Origin of the sequence: Streptomyces gottesmaniae, assembly GCF_031845845.1 — a bacterium.
Taxonomy (GTDB): domain Bacteria; phylum Actinomycetota; class Actinomycetes; order Streptomycetales; family Streptomycetaceae; genus Streptomyces; species Streptomyces akebiae.
Genome location: NZ_JAVRFJ010000001.1, coordinates 307,991 through 330,605, shown reverse-complemented (window position 1 = coordinate 330,605; position 22,615 = coordinate 307,991). Strand labels below are relative to the sequence as shown.

Here is a 22,615-nt window from a genome sequence, read left to right as displayed (position 1 = left end):
CTCACTCCGGCTCGGGCACGATCACGACCGGGCAGGCGGAGTGGTGCAGCACCCCGTGTGTCACCCGGCCCAGTTGGAGTCCGAAGTGCCGTCGGCGACGCCTGGCTCCCACGACGAGGAGGTCGGCGCCGTGGGAGGCGTCCGCCAGCGCGATCCGGGCATGGCCCTCGACGGTACGGCGGCGCAGCCGGACGTCGTCGGGGGCCTTCCGGAGAGCCTCCTCCAGGCCTTCCACGGCCCGTTCCTCGTGCAGCCGCGCCGGCTCCCCGGTGAGCAACGGGTGGTCGGTGCCCTCGTGCGCGGGGCACCGCCAGGCCCTGACCGCCTCGACCTCGGCCCCGCGCCGCCGGGCCTCGTCGAAGGCGAACCGCACCGCCGCCGATGACGTCGGCTGCTCACCGACGCCGACGACGATCCGGCCGTGCGTGGCGGGCAGGGCCCGGTTGTCGTGACTGCCGCGTACGACGACCAGCGGGCAGTGCGCGTGCGCGGCCACCGTCAGGCTCACCGAGCCCAGGAGCGCCTCGGTGAGGCTGCTGCGGCCGCGGGTGCCCGTCACCAGCAGGGAGGCGGTGCGGCTCTCCCGCAGCAGGGTGTACTCGGGCTCCTCCGGCACCACGTCGGTGGTGATCTTCACCTCCGGGCGGCGCAGGCCGGCCCGCTGGGCGGCGCTGTCCACGATCACCTCCGCCCGCACCCCCTCGGGCGTCCCTCCGACGTCCTCGGCGAGGTGGGCGCCCTCGTACCGCTCCCACAGTGAGGCGTAGACCAGCCGCAGCGGCGTACCGCGCAGCGCGGCCTCGTCGGCGGCCCAGTCCACGGCCCGCAGGCTCGGCTCGGAGCCGTCCACGCCGACGACGATCGGCAGGTCGTGCGTCATCCCGCTCACCGTCCCGTGCCGAGGTCGAACACGATCCGGGCCTTGACCTGGCCGCGCAGCACCTCGTCGATGGAGTCGTTGACGGAGGCCGGCGGGCGGGTCTCGCAGACGACCCTGGTCCGGCCGGCCGCGTGCAGCTGGAAGACCTCGGCGAGGTCCTGCCGGGTGCCCACGATCGAGCCGATCACACTCGTGCCGTTCAGGACGGTGTCGAAGATCGGGACCTGGACGGTGCCGTGGGCGGGCAGGGCGACCATGACGAGCTTGCCGCCGCGCCTGAGGCCCGCGTTGACGGCCGCGAAGGCGGCGTCGTTCACGGCGAGGGCGATGGCCGCGTGGGCGCCGCCGTGCCGCTTGAGCACCTCGCCGACGTCCTCCTTGCGGGCGTCGATGAGGATGTCGGCACCGAGTTCGGCGGCCAGTTCGAGCTTCTCGTCGGTGACGTCGATCGCGGCGACGGTAGCTCCGGCGATCTTGGCGTACTGGACAGCGAGGTGGCCGAGGCCTCCGATCCCGGAGATGGCGACCAGTTGCGAGGGCCGCACGTCGGCGACCTTGAGCGCCTTGTACGTGGTCACGCCGGCGCAGGTGAGCGGTGCCGCGTCGACGGCGGTGACACCGTCCGGCACCGGCTGGGCGAAGTCGGCCCAGGCCAGCATCTTCTCGGCGTACCCGCCGTCGCAGCCGTAGCCGGTGTTGATCTGCTGCTCGCACAGCGTCTCCCAGCCGGACAGGCAGTGCTCGCACCGCCCGCAGGCCCGGCCCAGCCAGGGCACCGCGACCCGCTGGCCCAGGCGGAGGTGGGTGACCCCGTCGCCGAGCTTCTCGACCAGGCCGACGCCCTCGTGGCCGGGGACGAACGGCGGGTTCGGCTTGACGGGCCAGTCGCCGTGGGCAGCGTGGATGTCGGTGTGGCACAGGCCGGACGCCTCGACAGGGACGCGGACCTGGCCGGGGCCGGGCTCGGGGTCGGGGCGGTCCTCGATGACCAGGGGCTCGCCGAAGGCTCGGACGACCGCTGCCTTCATGGGGTCAACTCCTCGGGTTGTGGCGTCAGTTGTGCGGGACGACGGCGACGGGGGCGGCGCTGTGGTGCAGGACCGCATGGGCGACGGGGCCGATGTGGGCGCCGAACGGGTTGCGGCGGATCCGGCGGCCCACGACGACCAGGGAGGCCTCGCGGGACGCGTCGACCAGGTGGTTGCCGGGGGTGCCGTAGTACGACTCCTCGGTGACCTCGACGTCCGGGTGCTTCTCGCGCCACGGGCGCAGGACCTCGGTCAGGACGGTGGTCTCGCGGCGGGCGAGGGCGCCGTGGAGTTCGAGGTCGACGGAGAGGCCGTACGCGTAGTAGGGGGGCGGGCTCCAGCCGTGCACGACCCGCAGGGAGGTGCCGCGGCGGGCGGCCGCCGCGAAGGCGAACTCGATCAGTTCCTCGTCGGGGCTCTCGACGTCGAGGCCGAGGACGACGGGACGGAACGGTGTCGCCGCGGACGGGATGCCGGCCGGGTCCATCTCGTGCTCGTCCGCGGCCAGTTCCTCGGCGCGGACCAGGACGGTCGGCCGTTCGGCGTGCGCCACGACCGCCAGTGCGACCGAGCCGATAATGAAACCGCCGATGCCGCTCAGCCCGCGGGAGCCCAGCACCAGCAGCTCGGCGTTCTTCGCCTGGTCGACCAGCACCTCGCAGGGGCGACCGGAGACGTGCTCGGTGACGACCTCCAGCCCCGGGTGGCGCAGGCGAAGGCCCTCGGCGGCCTCGCGCGGGACGCGCTCGGTCCAGTGCTGCCGGGTCTCCGCGCCGAGCAGCGGTGCCTGCGCCATCGGGACCGGGACGGGCTCCCAGACGTGCACCAGCTTCAGCGGCACGCCGAGCAGCTGTGCCTCGCGGGCCGCCCACTCGGCCGCCGAGCGGCTCTCGCGGGAGCCGTCGAGGCCGACGGTGACGGTGCGGTTCATGGTCTCCACCTCTGGGGTCGTGGGTACTGATCGGAGGGTTCGGGCGGGGGTGTCCGCGTCCCGGTCACAGCTTCTTCCGCGGGCCGGTTCCCCGGCAGGGGCCGCAGGTCCCCGGGGAGGGCCGACCGGCCCTGCCCCGCGCGGTCGTGGGGCGGCGGGCCCACCGTCGGGCCCGCCGCTCCTCCGCGGTCAACGCAGCCAGGGGGTGCGGCGCACCAGCGGGAGCCCGGCCCAGGCCCTGCCGAGGCCGAGGGTGTCTCCGGCGGCCGTGGCGGCGAGAACGACAGGGCCTCGGGGCGAGGACGAAAAGTTCGGTGATGGCGAAGGCATATCTCGTGGGCGGTGGCGTCGCGGGGCTCGTGGCGACGGCGTTCCTGATCCGCGAGGGCGGTGTCGACGGGGCGGACCGAGGGATCGGTCGACCTCGCCTTCATCGGCCAGTTCGCCGAACGACCCGCACATCCTGGCCGCCGCCCTGGAGACGCCGCACCGTCGGCCCGTCGGCTGACCCCGAACCGGCTGCTGGTCCACGGGGGCGGCGAATGCTGTCGGTTGCGGCCACTATGCTCCCGCCCATGAACGAGGACGACAGAGGCCCCGCGAGACGAGTCGTCGACGGGCGCTTCGAGTTGGAGACCCGCCTCGGCGGGGGTGGGATGGGGACCGTCTGGCGGGCCAGGGACCTGGTGCTGCACAGGCTCGTGGCCGTCAAGGAGGTCCGCCCGCCCGACCGGGACCTCGCCGAGTACGACCCCGAGGGCGCGCGGACGCTGCGGGAGCGGGTGCTGCGCGAGGCCAGGGCGCTCGCCCGCATCGACCATCCGAACGTCGTCACCATCCACCACATCGTCGACGGCGGCGACGGCACCTACCCGTGGATCGTGATGGAACTGGTCAGCGGCGGCTCGCTGGCCGACCGGCTGGCCGAGGGCCCCATGCCGCCGGCCGAGGCCGCACACCTCGGTAGGCAGGTGCTGGGCGCGCTGACGGCAGCGCACGAGGCCGGTATCCAGCACCGGGACGTCAAGCCGGCCAATGTCCTGCTGCGCCCCGACGGGCGTCCCGTCCTCACCGACTTCGGTATCGCGGCGATCCGTGAGACGAGCGGTCTCACCGCCACCGGCTCCGTCATCGGGACGCCCGACTTCATGGCCCCGGAGCGCATATCGGGGCACGAGGGCGGGTCCGCCTCCGACCTGTGGTCGCTGGCGATGATGCTGTACGCCGCCGTGGAGGGCCACCACCCGCTGCGCCGGAGCTCCACCCTGGCGACCCTCGCCGCGGTCCTCAACGACGACGTGGCGCCCCCCGTGCGCGCCGGTGCCCTGGGCGACGTCCTGATGCGCGTGCTCGTACGGGACCCGTCGGCACGGCCGTCGGCGGCCGAACTGGACCGTCGACTCGCCGAGGTCGAGTCGGGGCCCACGACCGCGGCCGTGTGGGACGAGCCCACGTCGTATCCGCTGAACCCGCCGACGCCCGCCACCGGGGTCGGCCCGGGCGCTCCCGGAACGACGCGTGTCACCGCCGCGGGATTCGGTCCGCCGCCCTTCCAGTCGACGCCCTTCCAGTCAACGCCCGTCCAGCCCCCGCCCGTCCACGCGCCGCTGGGCCACCCACCGCTGGTCCAGTCGCTGCCGGGGGTGGGTCCGTACCAGCCGACGACCGCGCCCGTGAAGGACGTGGGGCGACGTGGGCCGCGCCTCGCCGTTCCGCTGAGCGTGTCGGGAGTGTCGCTCGCCGGTGTCCTGGTCCTGCTGTGGTGGCTGTTGCCCCTGGACGACGCCCGCGACACGAACGCGACCGTCCCGCCGACCACTTCGACCTCGGCCTCGTCCTCGAAGTCGAAGTCGACCGCCTCACCGACCGGCGACGCCTCACCTTCCGACGACCCGGCGACGCGGCAGCCGCAGGACGCGGAGACCGGCGACATGCTGACCCCGGACGGCATCCGCACGGCCATCAAGGCGTTCGAGGAGGAGACCGGCCGCGACAGGTACGGGGACTTCTCGGTCTACCCGGACTACGTGTCGGCCCAGCTCATGGTCGAGGGCAGTGACACCAAGTACGACACCTACAGCTACCGTCCGGGGCAGGGCGTGGAGAAGGGCATCATCAAGGGCACCCTCGCGGGCGGTGAACAGCCCGTCAGCCTCGACGACTTCGACTGGGACAAGGTTCCCTCGCTCCTGAAGCAGGCGGAGAAGAAGCTCAACGTCCCCGACCCGGAGAACCGTTATCTGCTGGTCAGGCAGCCCAACGACATCTTCGACACACCGGCCGGCATGGCCGTCTACCTGAGCGACGAGTACAACCAGTCCGGCTACCTGGAGGCCGACACCAAGGGCAAGGTGACCCGCGTGTACCCCGCGGCGGACTGACATGCCCCCCGGGGAGGTGGGAGCGGAGGTCTCCCCGCCCCCACCCCCGGGTGTCGTGCTTCCGGAGGACCTGTCCGCCCTCTCACTCGCGCTTCGGCATGGGCGCGTTCCCGGCTTCCCTCATCCGCTCGGGCGTCCAGTGGTCCCGGACCTTCTCCGGGTCCTGCCGGACGTCATGGGCCGTGGTACCCGGGGCCGGTTGCTGCTCGGCTTCCGTGGCGGTGGCCGCCGTACGCCGTGCGGCCACCACGACGACAGCGACGACAGCTGCGAGAACGGCGAGAACGGCGACCGCCGCCCCTGGCCGGCGCATCAGCCCCTTACGACGCACAGGTCCGCCTCCTCGTCCGTCGTCAGGTGACGCCGCCCTGGGCGTCGTACATGGCCTTCACCGCGTCGTCGAAGTAGGCGGCCTCGTTCCAGCCGGTGGAGGTGACGGTGCTCATCACCCCGTTGACGGATCCGAGGCCGTTGGAGTCGTTGAACTCCCGCAGCCAGGGCCCGCCGCTGGAGCCGCCGCCGAAGTTGCACTGGAGCTCGATGCCGCCGTCACCGGCTGCCCGTGTCGTGCCCGTGCACGCCCACTGGAGCTCTCCGCTGTCGAGGTTCCCGGGGTAGCCCAGAATCGTCACGGGCTGTGTGCGCGAGTAGTTCCAGCTCATGCCGTGACCGCCGGTGACATTGACGATCTTGTTCCCGTTGAGCGGCCAGGTGGTCACCATGGCCACGTCGCGCCTGAGGTCGCTGCTGTTGATCCAGGCGTTGAACGTGCGCATCTGCTTGGCGGCGAAGGTGCCGAAGGGCCGGGCCCCGGAGCGGTAACGCGGCACATAGACCCAGTTCGTCATCCACGTGCCGCCACTGCCGCCGTGGACGCAGTGCCCGGCGGTGACGACCATCTGTTTCGAGTCGCTGTTGAGAGCGCTCGCCGAACACGCGTAGGTGCCGCCGTTGCTGGGATTGGTGAAGAACACCTTGCCCACCGCGGCGGATTCGTTGATGCGTGGGGCCGGGGCGTCGGAACGGGCAGGAGCGGCCGGGATCTTCCCCGGCCTCCCGGTGGGGCCGGGCTTCTCGCCGGCGCGCGGCCCTGGCGCGGCGGGCCGTTTGTCGAGCGAGACGGCCTTCGCCATCCGCTCGGGCGTCCAGTAGCGCTCCAGTGCGGCGAGGTCCTGGGCCGAGTCGACCGGGGCCCCGCTCGACAACCGCGCGATGTGGCTGACGTCGGCCGCACCGTTCCCGGCGGCGGGATCACCCGCGGTGACCCGGGACTTGGCCGCGCCGGGGACGGGTGCCGCCTCGGCGGCCGTCGCCGTACCGATCAGGGCCAGTACGGTGGCCGCGGCCAGCGGAAGTATCGCGTGTCTGAGACTGCGCACGAACTGTCTCCCTCGATGGTCGGTGCAGTGCCTGTCTGACGGCAGAGCCGATCAGTGTGCGGAGCACAGCGAACCTAGGCGGGACAGGGACATGCCAAACAGCACCAGACAAGCCGCTCTGTTCCTCGCCACGAGGAGACCTGCTATCCGGCCGGTCCGGATTGTCGCTTGCTGTGCGGGCCCGGGAGTCGTGGGCAGCGTCGTGGTGCGGGGCACGCCCGCTCCCGGACCGGCGAGAGGTGGACAGGCCGCTCCCGCCGGGGATCCTGCCGACACCTGTCAACGGCAGCGCCGCCGTATGCCGGGCTGTCGTGAACCGGCCGGGCAGGGAGAGGTGCCGGGACGGCGACGGCCATGGTTTTGGCGGGTAACCAGCGCGCGACGGTGGACGGACCGACGGCGTTCAGACCGTCAGTCCGTCAGTCCGTCAGGGCGTCAGGGCGTCAGGTCAGCAGTTGGGCAGGCCCCAGTTGGTCAGGCCGTCAGACCGTCAGACCGTCAGACCACAGTCGGTCAGGCCGTCAGTCCGCCTGCTCGGGCCGTGCGCGTCAGCTGCCCAGTGCCGTGAGCACCACCGACCTGGCCTCGTCCTGGACGCGGCGCAGGTGGTCCGGGCCGAGGAAGGACTCGCCGTAGATCTTGTAGACGTCCTCGGTGCCCGAAGGGCGGGCCGCGAACCAGGCGTTGGCCGTGGCGACCTTGATGCCGCCGAGGGCCGCGCCGTTGCCGGGGGCCTCGGTGAGGACCGAGGTCACCGGCTCACCGGCGAGGGTGTCGGCGGTGACCTGGCGCGGGGACAACTTGGCGAGCAGCGCCTTCTCCTCGCGGGACGCCGGGGCGTCGACGCGCGCGTACGCGGGGGCGCCGAAGCGTTCGGTGAGCCCGGCGTAGTGCTGCGAGGGCGTCTTGCCGGTGACGGCCGTGATCTCGGAGGCGAGCAGCGCCAGGATGATGCCGTCCTTGTCGGTGGTCCACACCGATCCGTCGCGGCGCAGGAAGGACGCGCCGGCCGACTCCTCGCCGCCGAACCCGAGCGTGCCGTCGGACAGTCCGTCCACGAACCACTTGAAGCCGACCGGGACTTCGACCAGGTGCCGGCCGAGGTCCGCGGCGACCCGGTCGATCATGCCGGACGACACCAGGGTCTTGCCGATCCCGGCGGTCGCGGGCCACTGCTCCCGGTGCGAGAAGAGGTACGAGATCGCCACGGCCAGGTAGTGGTTGGGGTTCATCAGGCCCCCGTCCGGCGTGACGATGCCGTGCCTGTCGGCGTCGGCGTCGTTGCCGGTCGCGATGTCGAACCGGTCGCGCCGCTCGATGAGCGAGGCCATGGCGTACGGCGAGGAGCAGTCCATGCGGATCTTGCCGTCCCAGTCCAGCGTCATGAAGCGCCAGGTGGGGTCGGTGAGCGGGTTCACCACCGTCAGGTCGAGCCGGTGCTGTTCGGCGATGCGGCCCCAGTAGGCGACCGAGGCGCCGCCGAGCGGATCGGCGCCGATGCGGACGCCGGCGGCCCGGATCGCCTCCAGGTCCAGCACGTTCGGCAGGTCCGCCACGTAGGCCCCGAGGAAGTCGTGGCGACCGGTGCCGGGGGCGGCCAGGGCACGGGCGTACGGGATGCGCCGTACGTCCTTCAGGCCGCTCGCGATGATGTCGTTGGCACGGTCCTGGATCCAGGAGGTCGCGTCGGAACCGGCCGGTCCGCCGTTCGGCGGGTTGTACTTGAAGCCGCCGTCGGCGGGCGGGTTGTGCGAGGGGGTGACCACCACACCGTCGGCGAGGCCGGACGTACGGCCGCGGTTGTGGGTGAGGATGGCGTGCGAGACCGCCGGAGTCGGCGTGTAGCCGTCGGCCTGGTCGATGAGGACGGTCACGTCGTTGGCGGCGAACACCTCCAGGGCCGTGATCCGCGCGGGCTCGGACAGGGCGTGGGTGTCGGCGCCGAGGAAGAGGGGGCCGTCGGTGCCCTGGGCGGCGCGGTACTCGCAGATGGCCTGGCTGGTGGCCGCGATGTGGTCGTCGTTGAACGCCGTCGCGAGGGACGACCCTCGGTGTCCTGAAGTGCCGAAGGCCACTCGCTGCCCGGGCTCGGCCGGGTCCGGACGCAGGGCGTAGTACGCCGTGACCAGACGGGCCACGTCGATGAGGTCCTCGTGCCCGGCGACCTGGCCCGCTCGCGCGTTCTGCATGTCCCCGCTCCTCCGCAAAGGTCGACCGTTGAGTACGGTGCTCATTGTCCCCTGCCCGGCCCGCGGGGACGCACGCGCACCGGGCGCCCGTTGTGGCTGTGTGCGGTGGGTGCGACGATACGGGTCGTTGAGGCGAAGGGACGTCGACGTGAGCCATGGGGACCGACGGCCGCCCGCCGCCGTGCTGTTCGACGCGCTGGGCCCCGCCTACGAGAAGGCGTTCGCCCGTGCCCCCGCCCATCTGTCCGCCCTGGAGTGGCTGGTCGAGCGGCTGCCGCCGGCCGCGCGGACGTTGGACGTGGGCAGCGGCACCGGGCGGCCGACGGCGGCCGCGCTGATCGGGGCGGGCCACCGGGTGCTGGGCGTCGACGTCTCCCCCGTCATGGTCGAACTCGCCGCCCGCCAGGTCCCCGAGGCCGAGTTCCGTCGCGTGGACATCCGCGATCTGCCTCTCGACGCCGACGCGTTCGACGGCGTGTGCGTGTTCTTCTCGCTGCTGCAGATGACCCGTGCCGAGCAGGCTGCGGTGATGCGGCGCCTCGGACTCGCCCTCAGGCCGGGTGGGCATCTGGTGCTGGCCACGGTGCCCGCGGACGTGGAGGACGTCGAGGTGGTCTTCATGGGCCGGCCGGTCCGCGCGACCAGCTTCGCCGAGGAGGGCGTCATCGACATGGTGGAGGCGGCGGGGCTGACGGTCCTGTCCCGGCACAGCACCGTCTTCACCCCGGACCATCCGGGCGCCGGGCCCGAGCCCCATCTCTTCCTGTACTGCCGTCGCGACGGAACCGGCGGCTGACGGACGGGACCCGCCCCTCGGGCGAGTCCGGGCCGCACGCGGCCCCCGAGCCGGGTCACCCGGGAAAGCGGCCCGTGGAGCGCAGGTGCCAGCGCCGCTCCGCGTAGGCGAGGTCGTCGCGCCACAGGCGGCCCGCGGCGGCCCGCACGAGCGGTCGCAGGAGCGGCGCCGCCCTACGGGCCAGGACGAAACCGGGCCGGTCCGAGGCGGCCACGACGGCCTCCACCATGGCTGTGCGGGGCCGACCCCGGTCGTCGGGAGCGAGCGGGGTCGCATGGGTCTCCACCACCGAACCCTCGCCCTCGCCCTCGGTGATGCGCATGACGACCGTGCGCGGCTCGGGCGCGGTGAACACCGCCCGCACCGGCACGACGAGCCGCCCGGCGAGCCTGAACGACACGTCGACCGTGAACCCGTCGTCCGCTCCGGCGGGCGCGTCGACGACGGTCAGGTCGACGAAGGAGTACGGGTGGAACCATGCGCCGTGCCAGGGATCGAGCCGGTTGGCGACCACGTCCTCCGGCTCGCAGACGCCGACACCGACGTAGACCGCCGACAGCGACGCCGCACGGGCAGGCCGCACCGGCACCACCGGCGCCTCCAGGGGCGACTCGCCGCCCACGTCGTCCAGACGCACCCACACCAGCACTCCGTCGTCATGGGCGGGCAGCGGCTCCCACCCCGCGAACGGGCTGCCGGACAGGGCGAGTCCGTGCCAGTGGCAGATGAGGGTGCCGCAGCGCACCGGGCTGTCCTTCAGCGGCGCGCCCAGATGGGGGCAGATGCCGGGTCCGGCGACAAGTCGGCCGTCCGCGTCGCGCCATACGACGACCTCCCGGCCGGCGATCGTCCGGGCCAGCGGGCGGTCGTCCCGGAGGTCCCGGGTCGCGCCGACGACGTACCAGTTGCCCGACGGGCGTGCCTGCGCCCGCTTGAGGGCCTCGGCGATCACGGCCGGACGGGCCTCGCGCCACGTGGGCCGCTGTCGTTCCCAGGGCACCGGGTCGCGGTGCAGGGAGAGGGGATACCGCCGGCGGCGGGCGGGACGTCGGGGGCTCACGCGACCTCCTCGTGGAGCGGGTTGGGCGAGACGGTGACGGCGGTCGGCTCGTGTCCGGCGGCGGGCGGGGCGGCCGGCGCCGGCGGTACCGTCCGCCGTGCCCCGGCGCGCGCCCCGGTCCGTGCGGCCGTCCGTGCCGCCGTCAGGCGCACGAGCCCGTCGACGGCCACCGCGGCGCGCCGGCGCCTGGGGACCACGGCACGGCGGTGCAGCACCGCGTACCCGTCGCGGGCGACGGCGTCCAGGATGCCGCCGTACAGCACGAACGCGGTGCGGATGCAGGGGCGTGAGACGGGGTCGAGCATGGCGAGGCCCGGGGCGGCCTCGCGGTAGACGCCACGGGTGAGGTCCTCGAAGGCCCGCAGTGCCTCGGTGATCCGCCGGTCGCGGTGGCCGGTGCGGCGGCTCCACGACAGCAGCTCCCGGTGCACGCCGTGGGCGCTCAGCAGGTCGGCGGGCAGGTAGAGGCGGCCCCGGTCCAGGTCCTCGCCGACGTCCCGCAGGAAGTTGGTCAGTTGGAAGGCCAGCCCGAGGGCGGCGGCGTGCGGGGCGGCCTCCTCGCGCGGGACCACCGTGCCGAGGATCGGCAGCATCTGCAGCCCGATCACGGCGGCGGAACCGTGCATGTAGGCGCGCAGGTCGTCGTAGGTCGGGTAGTCGGTGACCTCCAGGTCGCTGCGCATGGACGCCATGAAATCGCTGAAGTGCCGGTGGTCGATGGCGTACCGACGGGCCGTGTCGGCGAGCGCGAGGACGACCGGCTCGACGTCGTCGCCCCGGCCCTCGCCGCCGGCGTGGGCGTCCCGCAGTCCGCGCTCCAGGCGCTCGTGGAGGAGTGCGAGGTCCGCCGCGCGGCGCTGCGCCGGCGCGTCGGTGTCCAGGGAGTCGACGATGTCGTCGGCCCAGCGGGCGAAGCCGTAGAGCGCGTGCACGGCGGGGCGGCGTTCCACGGGCAGCAGCCGGGTGGCGAGGAAGTAGGTCCTGCCGTGCCGGGCGTTGAGGCGGCGGCAGCGCGTGTAGGCGTCGCGCAGCACCGGCTCGGTGATGCCCGCCGCGTCGAGTTCGCGGGCGGTCATGAGGGGGTTCCTTCCGGTGCGGCCGACGCGGTGCGCCGGCGCCTGGGGACGGGGGTGGCGTGCCGTCCGGTGATCCGGGCGGCGGCGAGCTTGCCGGACAGCAGGACGGTCGGCACGCCGACGCCCGGGGTGGTGCCGCAGCCGGCGAGTACGGCGTTGGCGGTGCCGCGTACGAGGTTGCGCGGCCGGAACGGGCCGGTCTGCGCGAAGGTGTGGGCGGCCGAGAAGGGGGTGCCCGCAGCGTGCCCCTGGGCGTGCCAGTCGGCCGGGGTGACCAGCGCCTGCTCGTCGACGGCGTCGGCGAGGCCGTCGAATCCGCGCCGTTCCAGCTCCCGCAGGACGCTGTCGCGGTAGCGGGGGGCCAGGTCGCCCCACGCGGCGGCGTCGGGTCCGATGTCGGTGTTGGGGCAGGGCGCGAGGATGTAGTGCAGGTGGTGGCCCGGCGGGGCGAGCGTCGGGTCGGTGGCGGTGGGGCGGGTGATCAGCAGGGACGGGTCGCTCATCAGAGTGCCGGTGCGGGTGAGTTCGTCGAAGGTGCGTCGCCATGCGGTGCCGAAGGACAGGGTGTGGTGGGCGAGTTCGGGCCAGGTCCGGTCGGTGCCGGCGTGCAGGACGACGGCCGACGGGGCGTGCCTGATCCGCAGCGGACGGCGGGGCGGTCGACCGAGCAGGGCGTAGGCGACGGGCAGGTCGGGAGTGAGGACGACGGCGTCGCACGGGATGCGCTCGTGCGCGGTGACCACGGCGGTGACGCGGTCACCGGAGCGTTCCAGCCGGACGACGTCCCGCCCGAACCTCAGGTCCGCGCCCGCCTCGGCGGCGGCGTCCGCCATGGCCCGGGGCAGGGCGTGCATCCCGCCGCGGGGGAAGTACACCCCGGCCACGGTGTCCATGTAGGCGATCACGGCGTAGGCGGCGAGGGCCCGCGCCGGCGGGACGCCCGCGTACAGCGCCTGGAAGGAGAAGACCCGGCGCAGGCGTTCGTCGCGCAGATGACGGCCGATCCCCGCGTCCAGCCGTCCGAAGCCGCCGAGCGCGGCGAGCCGCGCGAGGTCCGGGGTGAGGAGTTGGAACGGGGAGTCGAAGTTGGTGTCGATGAAGCGACCCATCTGTGCCCGGTACAGCCGCTCCAGCCAGCCGCGCAGCCGCCGGTAACCTGCCGCCTCCTCGGCGCCCGCGAAGCGTTCGACCTCCGCCTCCATCGCGTCGGCGTCGGTGTGGACGTCGATGCTGCTGCCGTCCGCGAAAAGGGCCCGGTAGGCCGGGTGGAGGGGGATGAGGTCGACCCGGTCGCGCAGGGTCCCGCCGACCGCGGCGAAGGCCTCGTCGGCGATCTCGGGCATGGTCAGCACGGTGGGGCCGGTGTCGATGCGGTAGCCGCCGCGCTCCAGGCGTCCGGCGCGGCCGCCGGGCAGCGCGTCGCGCTCGACGAGCGTGACCCGGCGGCCCGCTCCGAGCAGGTGCAGGGTGGCCGCCAGGCCGGAGAGTCCGGCACCGACGACCACGACGTGGTCCGTGCGTCCGGGAACGGTCCTGGTCATCGGGCGGCCCCCTCGACGGCGCCCAGCAGGAGGGAGACCGGCACGCCGTCCAGGGGGCCGTGAGGGGCGGAGGACGGAGGCGGTGGCGGGTTGCCGGCCGTGGTGTGCAGCAGTTCCCGCAGACGCCGTCGGCCCTCCGCCTCCAGCGGGGCGGACTCCAGATGACGCAGGCCCTGGGCGACCAGACGGTCGATCTTCGCCTCGACGATGTCACGCGCGCCGGTGCGGACCAGGACGTCGCGGACCTCGGCGAGACGGGGCTCCGACAGATCGGCCCGGCCGAGGGAGTGCCGCAGCAGGGAGAGGGCGCCCCGGTCGTCGGCCGCCTCGGCCCGGGCCTGCGCCACGGCGACCAGGTAGGTGGGCTTGCCGGCCCGGATGTCGCCCCCGGTGGGTTTGCCGACGTGCCGGGGACCGCCGAAGACGTCGCCGAGGTCGTCCCGGAGCTGGAAGGCGATGCCGACGCACCGGCCCGCCGAGCACAGGGCCCGGGTCCGCGCGGCGTCCGCGCCCGCCAGCGCCGCCCCGAGGGCCAGGGGGCGCTCCACGGAGTACAGGGCGCTCTTCAGACAGGCGGCGCGGATCGCGCGGGCCAGGGACCTGGAGGAGGTGGCCTGGCCCTGGATGTCCAGGTACTGCCCGGCCACCATCTCGGTGCGCATGGTGCTCCACAGCTCGCGGACGGTGTGGTCGGCGGACGGTGTCGCCCTGGTGGCCGCGACGATGTCGTCCGCCCAGGCCAGGGCCAGATCGCCCGCGAGGATCGCCGCGGCCTCTCCGAAGCGCGCCCCGTGGCTCGGCTCCGTGACGTCGGCGTACTGCGCGGCGACGTCGGCGTGCAGGGCGAGTCGGCCGCGGCGCAGCCGGGAGCCGTCCATGACGTCGTCGTGGACCAGCGCGCAGGTCTGGATCAGTTCGAGTGCGGCGCCGATGCGCAGGGCGGACTCCGCCTCGGCGGCTCCTCCCCCGCACGCGCGCAGGGCCCACCAGACGAAGCGCGGCCGCATGAGCTTGCCTCCGTCCAGGGCGAAACGTGCGACGCGCTCGGCCAGATCCGCCGCGAAGACCGGGTCGAGCGCGGCGGCCCGTTCGGTGCGCTCCGCCAGCAGGCCCTCCAGCACGCGTCGCACGGCCCCGGGGACGTCGCTGTCGACGGCGTGCGGGTCGCACGCGTCCGCCGGGGCGTGGGAAGGGTCCTCCTCAGGGGATCCGGGCGGTGACGCTGCCGCAGGGTGATCCTTCGCGTCGCTGGGGCCCATCAGGGTTCCTTCCGTCGCCGGCAACAGCGGTGTCTGCTTCAACGCCTTCCGTGGCAGAGGCGCGCACGGATGCGCCGGAAGAGTGAAAAGGCACGGCCGTTTCGCGCCACGGGCCGCCGCGCGTGCGACGGCGCGGCGCGATACGACGCAAAGCGCTGCACAGGCGATGCGAGTTGTCCCGCTCGGGTCGGCCCTCGCAGGGTGGAGGAGTCGCAGCGGCCCGGCTCGGAGGGGACGGGCACCCCCGGGCAGCACGCCCGTCACCCCCGTGGGGCGCGACGGACCTCAGCCCGCACAAGGAGCAGACGCCCATGACCGCACAGCAGGCCACCAGGCACACCCACGACGGTGTCCCGTCTCGGGCCCCGGCGGAGGACCCTGCTGCCTGCGAGGACCTGGCTGCCGGTTTCGTCGCCGGGGACGAGGGCTGCCTGACCGCCGTCTACCACCGTTGGGGCCCACTCGTGCTCACCCTGGCCCGGCGCTCCCTCGGCGACGCCCGGGAGGCGGAGGACGTCAGGCAGTCGGTGTTCCTCGCCGCGTGGCGCGGCCGGGCCGGATACGCCCCGGAGCGCGGCCCCCTGAGTGCCTGGCTCGTCGGCATCACCCGACGCAAGATCGCCGATGCCCTGGCGGCACGGACGCGGCAGGCCGAACTCGTGGCGACGGCCGGAGCGCACCTGACCGAGGCGCCCGTGCACCCGGACGCGCTGCCCGACGCCGTGCTCGACCGGGTCCTGATCGGCCGCGAGTTCACCCGGATCCCGGCACCGCAGCGCCTGGTGCTCACGCTCGCCTTCTACGACGACCTGACGCAGACACAGATCGCCGAGGTCACCGGCTGGCCGCTGGGGACCGTCAAGAGCCACGCGCGGCGCGGACTGCGACGCCTGAGCCATCGTCTGCGCCAGGAAGGCATCCTGGACCGCTCGGCGTGACGCGCGAATCGATGCGCGATCGAGGCGCTAGCTCGACAGGGCGCGACGCGCGGCGCCCTACGGTCGGCGCGGAAACCGCTCCCCCTCGGTCGAGCCTGCCACCCAGGCCGCCCACGAGACGGAAAACTGACGGAGGGCCGACCGCCGCGCCCGACCCGGTCGGCGCTGAGGCACGCGCACATATGCGAAGAAGCGCCGGTGAACGCGGTGGACGCCGGTGAGCGCCGCTGAAACACGGGACAACGAGGAGGGAGCCGCAGGTGCTGGAAGCCGACGTGGTCATCGTGGGCGCGGGAGCGGCCGGCCTGTCCCTCGCCCACCGGCTGTCGCGACGCGCCCCCGGCGCCCCCCGTATGTCGGTGGTCCTGGTGGACGCGCCACCCGGCCCGCTGCGTCCCCCGAGCCGCACCTGGTGCTTCTGGGAGAAGGGAACCGGCCCGTACGACGCCGCCCTCAGCGCCGCCTGGCGGCGGCTGCGGGTGCGCACGCCCGATGGCCGGATCCTTCAGAGGGACATCGCGCCCCTGACCTACAAGATGCTCCGCTCGGACGACTTCGAGGACCTGGTCGCGCGCGAACTGGCCCGCGGCGACGCCGTCCACCGTCTGGAAGCGGCCGTCGAGACGGTGGACGGCGTCGCCGACGGAGCCGAGGTCCGCGCCCGTTCCGGCGACGGCTCCGCCCTGACCGTCCGCGCCCGCTGGGTCTTCGACTCCCGGCCCCTCGGGAGCCTGCCCGCCGCCCGCACCACCCTGTTGCAGCACTTCCACGGCTGGTTCGTCCGCACCCGGCGACCGGTGTTCGACAGCGACACGGTGGAGTTCATGGACTTCCGGGTGCCGCAGCCGCCCGGCGGACTCGCCTTCGGCTATGTCCTGCCCACCGGCAGCGACCGGGCGCTGGTGGAGTACACCGAGTTCTCCGGTGCCGTCCTGCCCCGTGCCACCTACGACACCGCGCTGCGCCGCTACAGCGAGGACGTGCTGGGTCTGCGCGGCTTCGAGGTCGTCGCGACGGAGAGCGGCGTGATCCCCATGACCGACGCGCGCTTCGACCGCCGATCGGGGCCCTCGGTGTTCCGCATCGGTACGGCCGGAGGCGCCACCCGGCCGTCCACCGGTTATACGTTCTCCGCGATCCAGCGGCAGACACGAGCGATCGCCGCCGCGCTGCGCGCGGGCCGGAACCCCGTCCCTCCCCCCGCCCACTCGGCCCGCTCGCGCGCGATGGACGCCGTACTGCTGAGAGCCCTGGACAGCGGACGGGTCGACGGCGCCGCCTTCTTCACCCGGCTCTTCTCTCGGGTTCCGGCGGAACGCCTGCTGCGGTTCCTGGACGGGGGGACCCGACTGCACGAGGATCTCGCCCTCGGCCTGCGCACGCCCGTGCTCCCGATGCTCCGCTCCGCGGTGGAGCTGTCCTGGCTGCCCCGCGGATGGGCCGAACAGCCCTTCTCCGCCGAACAGCCTTTCGCCGGCGGACCGTTCCAGGACCGCGACCCCGGCCGCCCCTGACCGGCACGGCGATTTTCCGTGCCCCGGACCGAGGGCCGCGACCTTCCGTGCACCGAACCGAGGAGATCTCATGACGCTGCTCCGCGACGAGGACCTGTCCGCCGCGTTCGACCACGCCTCGCGCAGCTACGACACGCTGGTGTCCGCCAACCCCGGCTATCACGGCCAGTTGCGCCGCTCGGCGCGCCGCCTCCGTCTGCCCCGGCGGGGGGCCGGCCTGCGCGTCCTCGACCTCGGCTGCGGGACCGGCGCGTCCACCGCCGCGCTCGCCGCCGTGCTCCCCGAGGCGGCGATCACCGCGGTGGACGCCTCCGCCGGCATGCTGGAGCGTGCGGCCCGCAAACCCTGGCGCGAGGGGGTGAGCTTCGTGCACGCGCCCGCCGAGCGGCTGGCGCAGGCAGGGGTGGAGGGGCCTTTCGACGCGGTGTTCGCCGCCTATCTCTTCCGGAACGTCACCGATCCCGACCGCGTCCTGTCGACGGTGCGCGACGTCCTGGCTCCCGGGGGCCGCCTGGCGGTGCACGAGTACACCCTCAGCGGCCGGGCCGTTCACCGCGCCGTGTGGACGGGCGTGTGCCGTGGCCTGGTCCTGCCCGTCGCCACCGTCCTCGGCGACGGCGGTCTCTACCGCCATCTGTGGCGCAGCGTGGTGGAGTTCGACACGGCGGACGACTTCGCCGCGCGGGCCCGCTCCCAGGGCTTCGAAGCGGTGCGGGTACTCCCCCTGCCCGGATGGCAGACCGGCATCACGCACACGATCGTCGCCCGCCGACCGGCCACGGCCGGGGACGGCCGATGAGGGTCCGCCGGGGCACCGACCCGCTGAGGCCCGGCAGGGACCGGCGGGTCCGCAGACTGAACGCGGTACCGGGCGCTCCGCGCTGCATGGGCGACCGGCCGCCGACGACCGCTGTCGTCGGCGGCGGTATCGCCGGCCTGGCGGCCGCGACAGCCCTCGCGGAACGCGGCGTGCGGGTCACCCTGCACGAACGGGAGGCGACCCTCGGCGGACGTCTGGCCGGCTGGCCGACCGTCCTGTCCGACGGGACCACCGTCACGATGAGCCGCGGCTTCCATGCGTTCTTCCGCCAGTACTACAACCTGCGCGGGCTGCTGCGGCGGACCGACCCCGCCCTGACCCGCCTGCGGGGACTGCCCGACTACCCCCTGCGACACGCCGACGGTCTCCACGACGGCTTCCGGTACGTCCCGCGCACCCCGCCGTGGAGCGCGCTGGGATTCGTCGCCCTGAGCCCCTCGTTCGGGCTCCGGGACCTCTTCCGTATGAACCCGGTCGCCGCGCTGCCCCTTCTGGACGTGCGGGTCCCCGAGGTCCACACCCGTCTCGACGGTGTCAGCGCCCACGACTTCCTCGACGCGATCCGTTTCCCCGAGGCCGCGCAGCATCTCGCGTTCGAGGTGTTCTCCCGCAGTTTCTTCGCCGATCCACGCGAACTGTCCGCGGCCGAGATGGTCCTCATGTTCCACATCTACTTCCTCGGCTCGGCCGAGGGACTCCTGTTCGACGTCCCCGACGAGCCCTTCCCCACCGCCCTGTGGGACCCCCTCGCCGCCTATCTGCGCGGCCACGGGGCCGACCTGCGCACCGGGACCCCGGTCGAGGCGGTCGAGCCCACGCCCGACGGCGGCTTCCTCGTCGTCGCCGGTCAGGAGGAACGACGGTACGACGCGGTCGTCCTGGCCCTCGACACGGTCGGCCTGCGCCGCCTCGTCCAGGGCTCCCCACGGCTGGCGGACGCGGCGTGGCGCGAACGGGTGGCAGGACTGCGGAGCGCGCCCCCCTTCCTGGTCTCCCGTCTGTGGCTGGACCGCCCCGTCGCCGCCGACCGTCCCGGCTTCCTGGGCACGGCCGGCTACGGGCCGCTCGACAACGTCAGCGTGCTCGACCGCTGGGAGGGCGAGGCCGCGCGCTGGGCGGCCCGCACCGGCGGATCCGTCGTCGAACTGCACGCCTACGCCCTGTCCGACCGCGCGCCCCACGACGTCGAACAGAAGCGTCTGCTGGAGCAGTTGCACCGGGTGTACCCGGAGACGAGGGCGGCGACGGTACTGGACGAACGGCACGAATGGCGGGCCGACTGCCCGCTGTTCCCGGTCGGCGGGTACGACGCCCGGCCCACGGTCCGCACCTGCGACCCCGCTCTGGTGGTGGCAGGGGATCTGGTCCGCACCGGCCTCCCGGTCGCCCTCATGGAGCGGGCGGCCACGAGCGGATTCCTCGCCGCCAACGCGCTGCTGGAGCGGTGGGGGGTCAGGGGCCAGACCCTGTGGACCGTCCCCGACGGCGCCCGCGGCCCCCTGCTGCGCCGCCTCGCCCGGCTCGGCTGAGTCCGTCGTGGGCGCCGGGGCGATCACTGAGGAGAGTCAGGGAGATCGGTCAGGCGGCGCGCCCAGAAGGCGTGGTGGCTCCAGCGGGTCTCCTGGGCGTGGACGGAGCGGTGGCCGCGCACGTACGCGGTCCGCGCGGCCGCGACCTGGTGCGCGTAGTCGGCGAGGGCCGAGTCGTCGCCGCGCCCCGTGCGGCTCAGGTGGGCGTCGACGGCGCGGCCCGCGCTCAGCCCGGTGTACAGGGCGGTCAGGACGCCCTGGGAGGACAGCGGGTCGAAGCAGAGGGCCGCGTCACCGGCGGCGGTCCAGCCGTCTCCGTACACCCGGTCCAGGTGCGCGGTGTGCGCGGCGGCCCGGCGAGGCGCGTCGAACGGCGCAGACGGAGCGCCCTGCAGCAGGACCCGCCGGGACACGTGCCGGGTGGCCAGCATCCGTTCCCGGAAGTGGTGCGCGGCGTGAGGGGCGGCGGGCAGGTCGGTGTCGGTGAAGTAGGCGACCAGGCGCCCGCCGACGGGCTGCGGGGCGGTGTACCACCAGCCGTCCTCGTCGGACTCGACGAGCGAACAGCGCTCGGTGTCCCGGGGGTCCGCCGCTAGCGGAGCCAGGAGGGCGGTGAGCCGATCCCGGACCCGCCGCCGCGCCCCGCACCGGACGGCGATCGCGGCGGCACGACCGGTGGCGTCGATCAACCAACGGCAGCGCACCGTACGCTCACCGCCTACGCCTACGTCTACGCCGCTACCGGCACCGCTCGTGCCGCAGCGCAAGGTCACGGTCCACCTGCCGTCCGGGCACCGTGCGGTTCCGCGTACGGCCGTGTCCTCGGCGACCTCGGCCCCGGCCGCGCGGGAGGCGTCACGCAGCCGTCGGTCGAACAGTTGCCGGTCGAGGTGCCAGCCGTGCCCGTGCGGGTCGTTGACGAAGTCCGTGGCGCGCAGGTCGGCCGAGCCCCACGCCGACAGGGTGCCGTAGCAGTGCAGATGCCCCGGTCCGAGGACGCGGTCGGTGACGCCGAGATCGCCCAGCACCACCCGTCCGGCGGGCACGAGCGTCTCACCCACCTTCGGCGGACCGGTGCCGGCGTCCGCCAGCAGGACCCTACGGCCGGCCCGGGCGAGGGTGAGCGCCGCGGCACACCCGGCCGGGCCGCCGCCCGCCACCACCACATCGAAAGGCACCGTTCCGAAAGCGGGATCGCATGCGGGCGCGGGCGCAGGCCCCCGCAGAGGCACAGGCACAGCCGCAGGCACGGACCTCACTGCGCCTCGTGGAAGGGGTCGAGTCTTTCCAGGTACCCGGCGGCGATCTCCTCCTCGCGGTAGCCCGTCGCCCGCGCGGCCTCGCTGACCGCCCGCGCCACGTACGCGGCCTCGTCCGCCATGAGGGCCGTGCTGTCCTCGGGCCGGACGCCGCCCGCCGCGGCGGCCAGCGTGGGCGGCCCCGCCTCGGGCACGTGCAGGTTGACGAGGTTCGCCGTGTCCGACGCCTGGTCGAGCGGTGAGCCGGGACGGGACTCCACCTGGATCCGTTCGGGGAACTTCCCGTCGCCCACGGTGTAGTCACGCACCTCGACGACGCCGAGCTTCGACCAGTCCGTGATCATCTGGGTGCGCTGCTCGTTCATGGTGCCGGTCAAGCCGCGCAGCCAGGTCGCCCGGCGCTCGAACGCCTCCTCCCTGGCGCTGTCGTCGCCGCCGCTCGGCGGGGTGTTCACCGTCTCGAAGTCCGCCAGCTTGAGCACGTGGTTGGGCACCTGGGCGGGCCAGAAGGTCGGCAGGTACGGGCTGTAGCGCGGCCCGAGGTTGGCCAGCACCTCATAGCCGGAACGGCAGCTCGCGGTGTCCGCCTGCCAGGGGGCGGCCATCCAGCGGGTGAGGTCTCCCGGCCCCTGCGCGTACAGCGGGCCGCCCACGGCGGCGGCCTCCTGCGGGGTCAGGGTGGGTCCGAAGTCGGGTTCCGTGGTGCCCGGGGCGCGGTGCCGGATGCGGAAGGGCGCGGTGAACATGGTCGGGGACCTGATCGGCCAGGTGACCTCGCACCCGGGGTGGAAGGCGTCGGCGGCACAGTTCTCCAGGGCCGCCCGGTCCAGCAGCCCCGGCTGCTCGGCGACGGGGGCGTCGTCGAGCGTGGGCCGGGGCTGCCGCAGCGGCCCGGGCTGGAACGCGCCGTCCGCCCAGCGTCGCAGCATCCAGTCCTGGGTCGGGGACAGCGTGATGTGCTGACGCACGGACCTGGGCCTACTGGCCATGGCGTCGCCGTAGAGCCACGGCCACGGCAGCGGGGAGACGCCGTCGCGGTCCCAGTCGCGCAGGGCCACGTACGTCTGCCGGCGCAGTTCCCTGTTCCGTTGGGACGGATCGGCGAGTCTTGCGCGCAGCGCGGGAGAGAGAAAGTGGTTCGGACCGTTCCAGCCGAACTGGGTGGCGAAGCCCTGGTTGACCCACTGCAGATCACAGAAGCGGCGCAGCAGCGGTTCGATGTGATCGGTGTACGAGATCTGCTGCGGGCGGGCCAGTGAACCGGCCTTGACGAAGACGTCGAAGAGCAGGTCGTAGAGGGTGCGGATGGACCGCACCCCCGGGGCGTAGTGCGGAGGCCCCACCACGACCCAGGCCGGAGTGGCCGTCAGTTCCCTGTCGTCGATGAGGACCTTCGCCGTCACCGGGCCGTCGGACACGTCGTCGTACCAGGTGTCGTTGTTGGCGACTCCGGTGATCGGAGCGTTCGCGTACGAGGCGGAGTGCCCCCTGCCGCCGAGCACCAGCAAGCGGCCGTCCGCGCGGGTGGAGATCTCCCCGAGGTACACGGCCTTTCCCATGATCTTGCCGGTCTCGAACTTCTGCGTCTCCGTCAGGGAGCCGCGGACGGTGCGGCTCCCGGGGTCGTTGACCAGCTTCTTCCGGTCGGCGCCCACGACGCCGGCGTTGCGCCGGCCGTACTGTTCGGGGGCGAGTGTCTCGCCCTCGGGAATGTCGAGCGGCACGTGGAACTGGTACCAGGCGGCCTTCTTGTTGGCCAGGTGCACCGTCCACCGGATCTCGGACACTCCCGCCTCGCCCGGCTTCAGTTCCCGCACTACCTCGCCCGCGGCGTTGTGGCCGTACACCCGGAAACGCGCGGCCTGCCTCCGGATCGCCCCCGCGGCGTCCTTGAAGGAGCCGGGGTCCGCGGGCTTCTGGTCCGGTGACTCCGGGCCGACGAAGGGCGCCTCGACGCTGTTGCCGACCCGCGCGACGCCGATTGCCGGGTGGATCCTCACCCGCACGATGTGACCGTCCATCGAGAACCTTTCGT

18 protein-coding genes are annotated in these 22,615 nt (G+C 73.6%); 6 read left to right on the top strand and 12 right to left on the bottom strand.

All coding sequences use genetic code 11. The features are described from left to right. Position 1: 1 nt before the first annotated feature. Genes RM704_RS01350 through RM704_RS01340 form a run of 3 tightly spaced genes read right to left on the bottom strand, consistent with a single transcriptional unit; the run spans position 2 to position 2,839 of the window. Positions 2-880: a universal stress protein gene (locus RM704_RS01350; protein WP_033528795.1), complete on the bottom strand. Its 879-nt coding sequence runs from the start codon at positions 878-880 to the stop codon at positions 2-4. A 5-nt stretch (positions 881-885) separates the two neighbouring features. Further along, positions 886-1,908 (bottom strand): zinc-dependent alcohol dehydrogenase, encoded by a 1,023-nt coding sequence (locus tag RM704_RS01345; RefSeq protein ID WP_033528794.1) that lies wholly within the window; start codon positions 1,906-1,908, stop codon positions 886-888. Positions 1,909-1,933: 25 nt separating this feature from the next. Then, positions 1,934-2,839 (bottom strand): universal stress protein, encoded by a 906-nt coding sequence (locus RM704_RS01340; RefSeq protein WP_033528882.1) that lies wholly within the window; start codon positions 2,837-2,839, stop codon positions 1,934-1,936. A gap of 575 nt (positions 2,840-3,414) precedes the next feature. On the opposite strand from RM704_RS01340, the gene RM704_RS01335 reads away from it, so the two are divergent. Further along, positions 3,415-5,220 (top strand): serine/threonine-protein kinase, encoded by a 1,806-nt coding sequence (locus tag RM704_RS01335; protein ID WP_033528793.1) that lies wholly within the window; start codon positions 3,415-3,417, stop codon positions 5,218-5,220. Positions 5,221-5,302: 82 nt separating this feature from the next. Here the strand turns inward: RM704_RS01335 and RM704_RS01330 are convergent, their stop codons facing one another. The 3 genes from RM704_RS01330 to pgm form a co-directional block, all read right to left on the bottom strand. Continuing rightward, positions 5,303-5,551, bottom strand: coding sequence for a hypothetical protein (locus tag RM704_RS01330; RefSeq protein ID WP_311588797.1), 249 nt, complete (start codon positions 5,549-5,551; stop codon positions 5,303-5,305). A gap of 22 nt (positions 5,552-5,573) precedes the next feature. Continuing rightward, a complete protein-coding gene (locus RM704_RS01325) occupies positions 5,574-6,599 on the bottom strand; it encodes a trypsin-like peptidase domain-containing protein (RefSeq protein ID WP_033528791.1) in 1,026 nt (341 codons plus the stop codon). 548 nt (positions 6,600-7,147) lie between these two features. Further along, positions 7,148-8,788, bottom strand: coding sequence for a phosphoglucomutase (alpha-D-glucose-1,6-bisphosphate-dependent) (pgm, locus tag RM704_RS01320; RefSeq protein WP_033528790.1), 1,641 nt, complete (start codon positions 8,786-8,788; stop codon positions 7,148-7,150). A gap of 148 nt (positions 8,789-8,936) precedes the next feature. Between pgm and RM704_RS01315 the strand changes: the two genes are divergently transcribed. Next, on the top strand, positions 8,937-9,584 hold the full coding sequence (locus tag RM704_RS01315) for a class I SAM-dependent methyltransferase (protein WP_033528789.1): 648 nt from the start codon (positions 8,937-8,939) through the stop codon (positions 9,582-9,584). A 55-nt stretch (positions 9,585-9,639) separates the two neighbouring features. Here RM704_RS01315 and RM704_RS01310 read toward each other — a convergent pair whose 3' ends face one another. The 4 genes from RM704_RS01310 to RM704_RS01295 are packed head-to-tail and all read right to left on the bottom strand — an operon-like array spanning position 9,640 to position 14,520. Next, on the bottom strand, positions 9,640-10,644 hold the full coding sequence (locus RM704_RS01310; RefSeq protein WP_033528788.1) for a Rieske (2Fe-2S) protein: 1,005 nt from the start codon (positions 10,642-10,644) through the stop codon (positions 9,640-9,642). Beyond that, positions 10,641-11,720 carry a phytoene/squalene synthase family protein gene (locus RM704_RS01305; protein WP_078937226.1) on the bottom strand — a complete coding sequence of 360 codons (1,080 nt, stop codon included), beginning with the start codon at positions 11,718-11,720 and terminating at the stop codon, positions 10,641-10,643. Before RM704_RS01305 ends, RM704_RS01310 begins: the two co-directional genes overlap by 4 nt. Beyond that, positions 11,717-13,261, bottom strand: a complete 1,545-nt coding sequence (gene crtI, locus RM704_RS01300; RefSeq protein ID WP_033528787.1) for a phytoene desaturase family protein — start codon at positions 13,259-13,261, stop codon at positions 11,717-11,719. Before crtI ends, RM704_RS01305 begins: the two co-directional genes overlap by 4 nt. After that, a complete protein-coding gene (locus RM704_RS01295) occupies positions 13,258-14,520 on the bottom strand; it encodes a polyprenyl synthetase family protein (protein ID WP_033528786.1) in 1,263 nt (420 codons plus the stop codon). The genes crtI and RM704_RS01295 overlap by 4 nt, the downstream gene beginning before the upstream one ends. Before the next feature lie 311 nt (positions 14,521-14,831). On the opposite strand from RM704_RS01295, the gene RM704_RS01290 reads away from it, so the two are divergent. The 4 genes from RM704_RS01290 (at position 14,832) to RM704_RS01275 (ending at position 19,321) form a co-directional block, all read left to right on the top strand. Then, a complete protein-coding gene (locus tag RM704_RS01290) occupies positions 14,832-15,458 on the top strand; it encodes an RNA polymerase sigma factor (RefSeq protein WP_033528785.1) in 627 nt (208 codons plus the stop codon). 260 nt (positions 15,459-15,718) lie between these two features. Next, complete coding sequence (locus RM704_RS01285; protein WP_311588787.1) at positions 15,719-16,972, top strand: lycopene cyclase family protein; 1,254 nt, start codon at positions 15,719-15,721, stop codon at positions 16,970-16,972. A 70-nt stretch (positions 16,973-17,042) separates the two neighbouring features. Beyond that, the gene (locus tag RM704_RS01280) at positions 17,043-17,771 is read left to right on the top strand and encodes a class I SAM-dependent methyltransferase (protein WP_033528784.1); all 729 of its coding nucleotides are present in this window, start codon (positions 17,043-17,045) and stop codon (positions 17,769-17,771) included. Then, the gene (locus RM704_RS01275) at positions 17,768-19,321 is read left to right on the top strand and encodes an FAD-dependent oxidoreductase (RefSeq protein WP_078937225.1); all 1,554 of its coding nucleotides are present in this window, start codon (positions 17,768-17,770) and stop codon (positions 19,319-19,321) included. Before RM704_RS01280 ends, RM704_RS01275 begins: the two co-directional genes overlap by 4 nt. 23 nt (positions 19,322-19,344) lie before the next feature. Here the strand turns inward: RM704_RS01275 and RM704_RS01270 are convergent, their stop codons facing one another. Beyond that, complete coding sequence (locus tag RM704_RS01270) at positions 19,345-20,499, bottom strand: NAD(P)/FAD-dependent oxidoreductase (protein WP_033528782.1); 1,155 nt, start codon at positions 20,497-20,499, stop codon at positions 19,345-19,347. A 77-nt stretch (positions 20,500-20,576) separates the two neighbouring features. Next, positions 20,577-22,601: a LodA/GoxA family CTQ-dependent oxidase gene (locus RM704_RS01265; protein ID WP_033528781.1), complete on the bottom strand. Its 2,025-nt coding sequence runs from the start codon at positions 22,599-22,601 to the stop codon at positions 20,577-20,579. Positions 22,602-22,615: the final 14 nt, after the last annotated feature.

What these genes read in the sequence shown, in the direction of transcription:
- RM704_RS01350 (WP_033528795.1), bottom strand. Translation starts at nt 880, where the DNA reads ATGACGCACGACCTGCCGATCGTCGTCGGCGTGGACGGCTCCGAGCCG.
- RM704_RS01345 (WP_033528794.1), bottom strand. Translation starts at nt 1,908, where the DNA reads ATGAAGGCAGCGGTCGTCCGAGCCTTCGGCGAGCCCCTGGTCATCGAG.
- RM704_RS01340 (WP_033528882.1), bottom strand. Translation starts at nt 2,839, where the DNA reads ATGAACCGCACCGTCACCGTCGGCCTCGACGGCTCCCGCGAGAGCCGC.
- RM704_RS01335 (WP_033528793.1), top strand. Translation starts at nt 3,415, where the DNA reads ATGAACGAGGACGACAGAGGCCCCGCGAGACGAGTCGTCGACGGGCGC.
- pgm (WP_033528790.1), bottom strand. Translation starts at nt 8,788, where the DNA reads ATGCAGAACGCGCGAGCGGGCCAGGTCGCCGGGCACGAGGACCTCATC.
- RM704_RS01305 (WP_078937226.1), bottom strand. Translation starts at nt 11,720, where the DNA reads ATGACCGCCCGCGAACTCGACGCGGCGGGCATCACCGAGCCGGTGCTG.
- crtI (WP_033528787.1), bottom strand. Translation starts at nt 13,261, where the DNA reads ATGACCAGGACCGTTCCCGGACGCACGGACCACGTCGTGGTCGTCGGT.
- RM704_RS01295 (WP_033528786.1), bottom strand. Translation starts at nt 14,520, where the DNA reads ATGGGCCCCAGCGACGCGAAGGATCACCCTGCGGCAGCGTCACCGCCC.
- RM704_RS01290 (WP_033528785.1), top strand. Translation starts at nt 14,832, where the DNA reads ATGACCGCACAGCAGGCCACCAGGCACACCCACGACGGTGTCCCGTCT.
- RM704_RS01280 (WP_033528784.1), top strand. Translation starts at nt 17,043, where the DNA reads ATGACGCTGCTCCGCGACGAGGACCTGTCCGCCGCGTTCGACCACGCC.
- RM704_RS01275 (WP_078937225.1), top strand. Translation starts at nt 17,768, where the DNA reads ATGAGGGTCCGCCGGGGCACCGACCCGCTGAGGCCCGGCAGGGACCGG.
- RM704_RS01265 (WP_033528781.1), bottom strand. Translation starts at nt 22,601, where the DNA reads ATGGACGGTCACATCGTGCGGGTGAGGATCCACCCGGCAATCGGCGTC.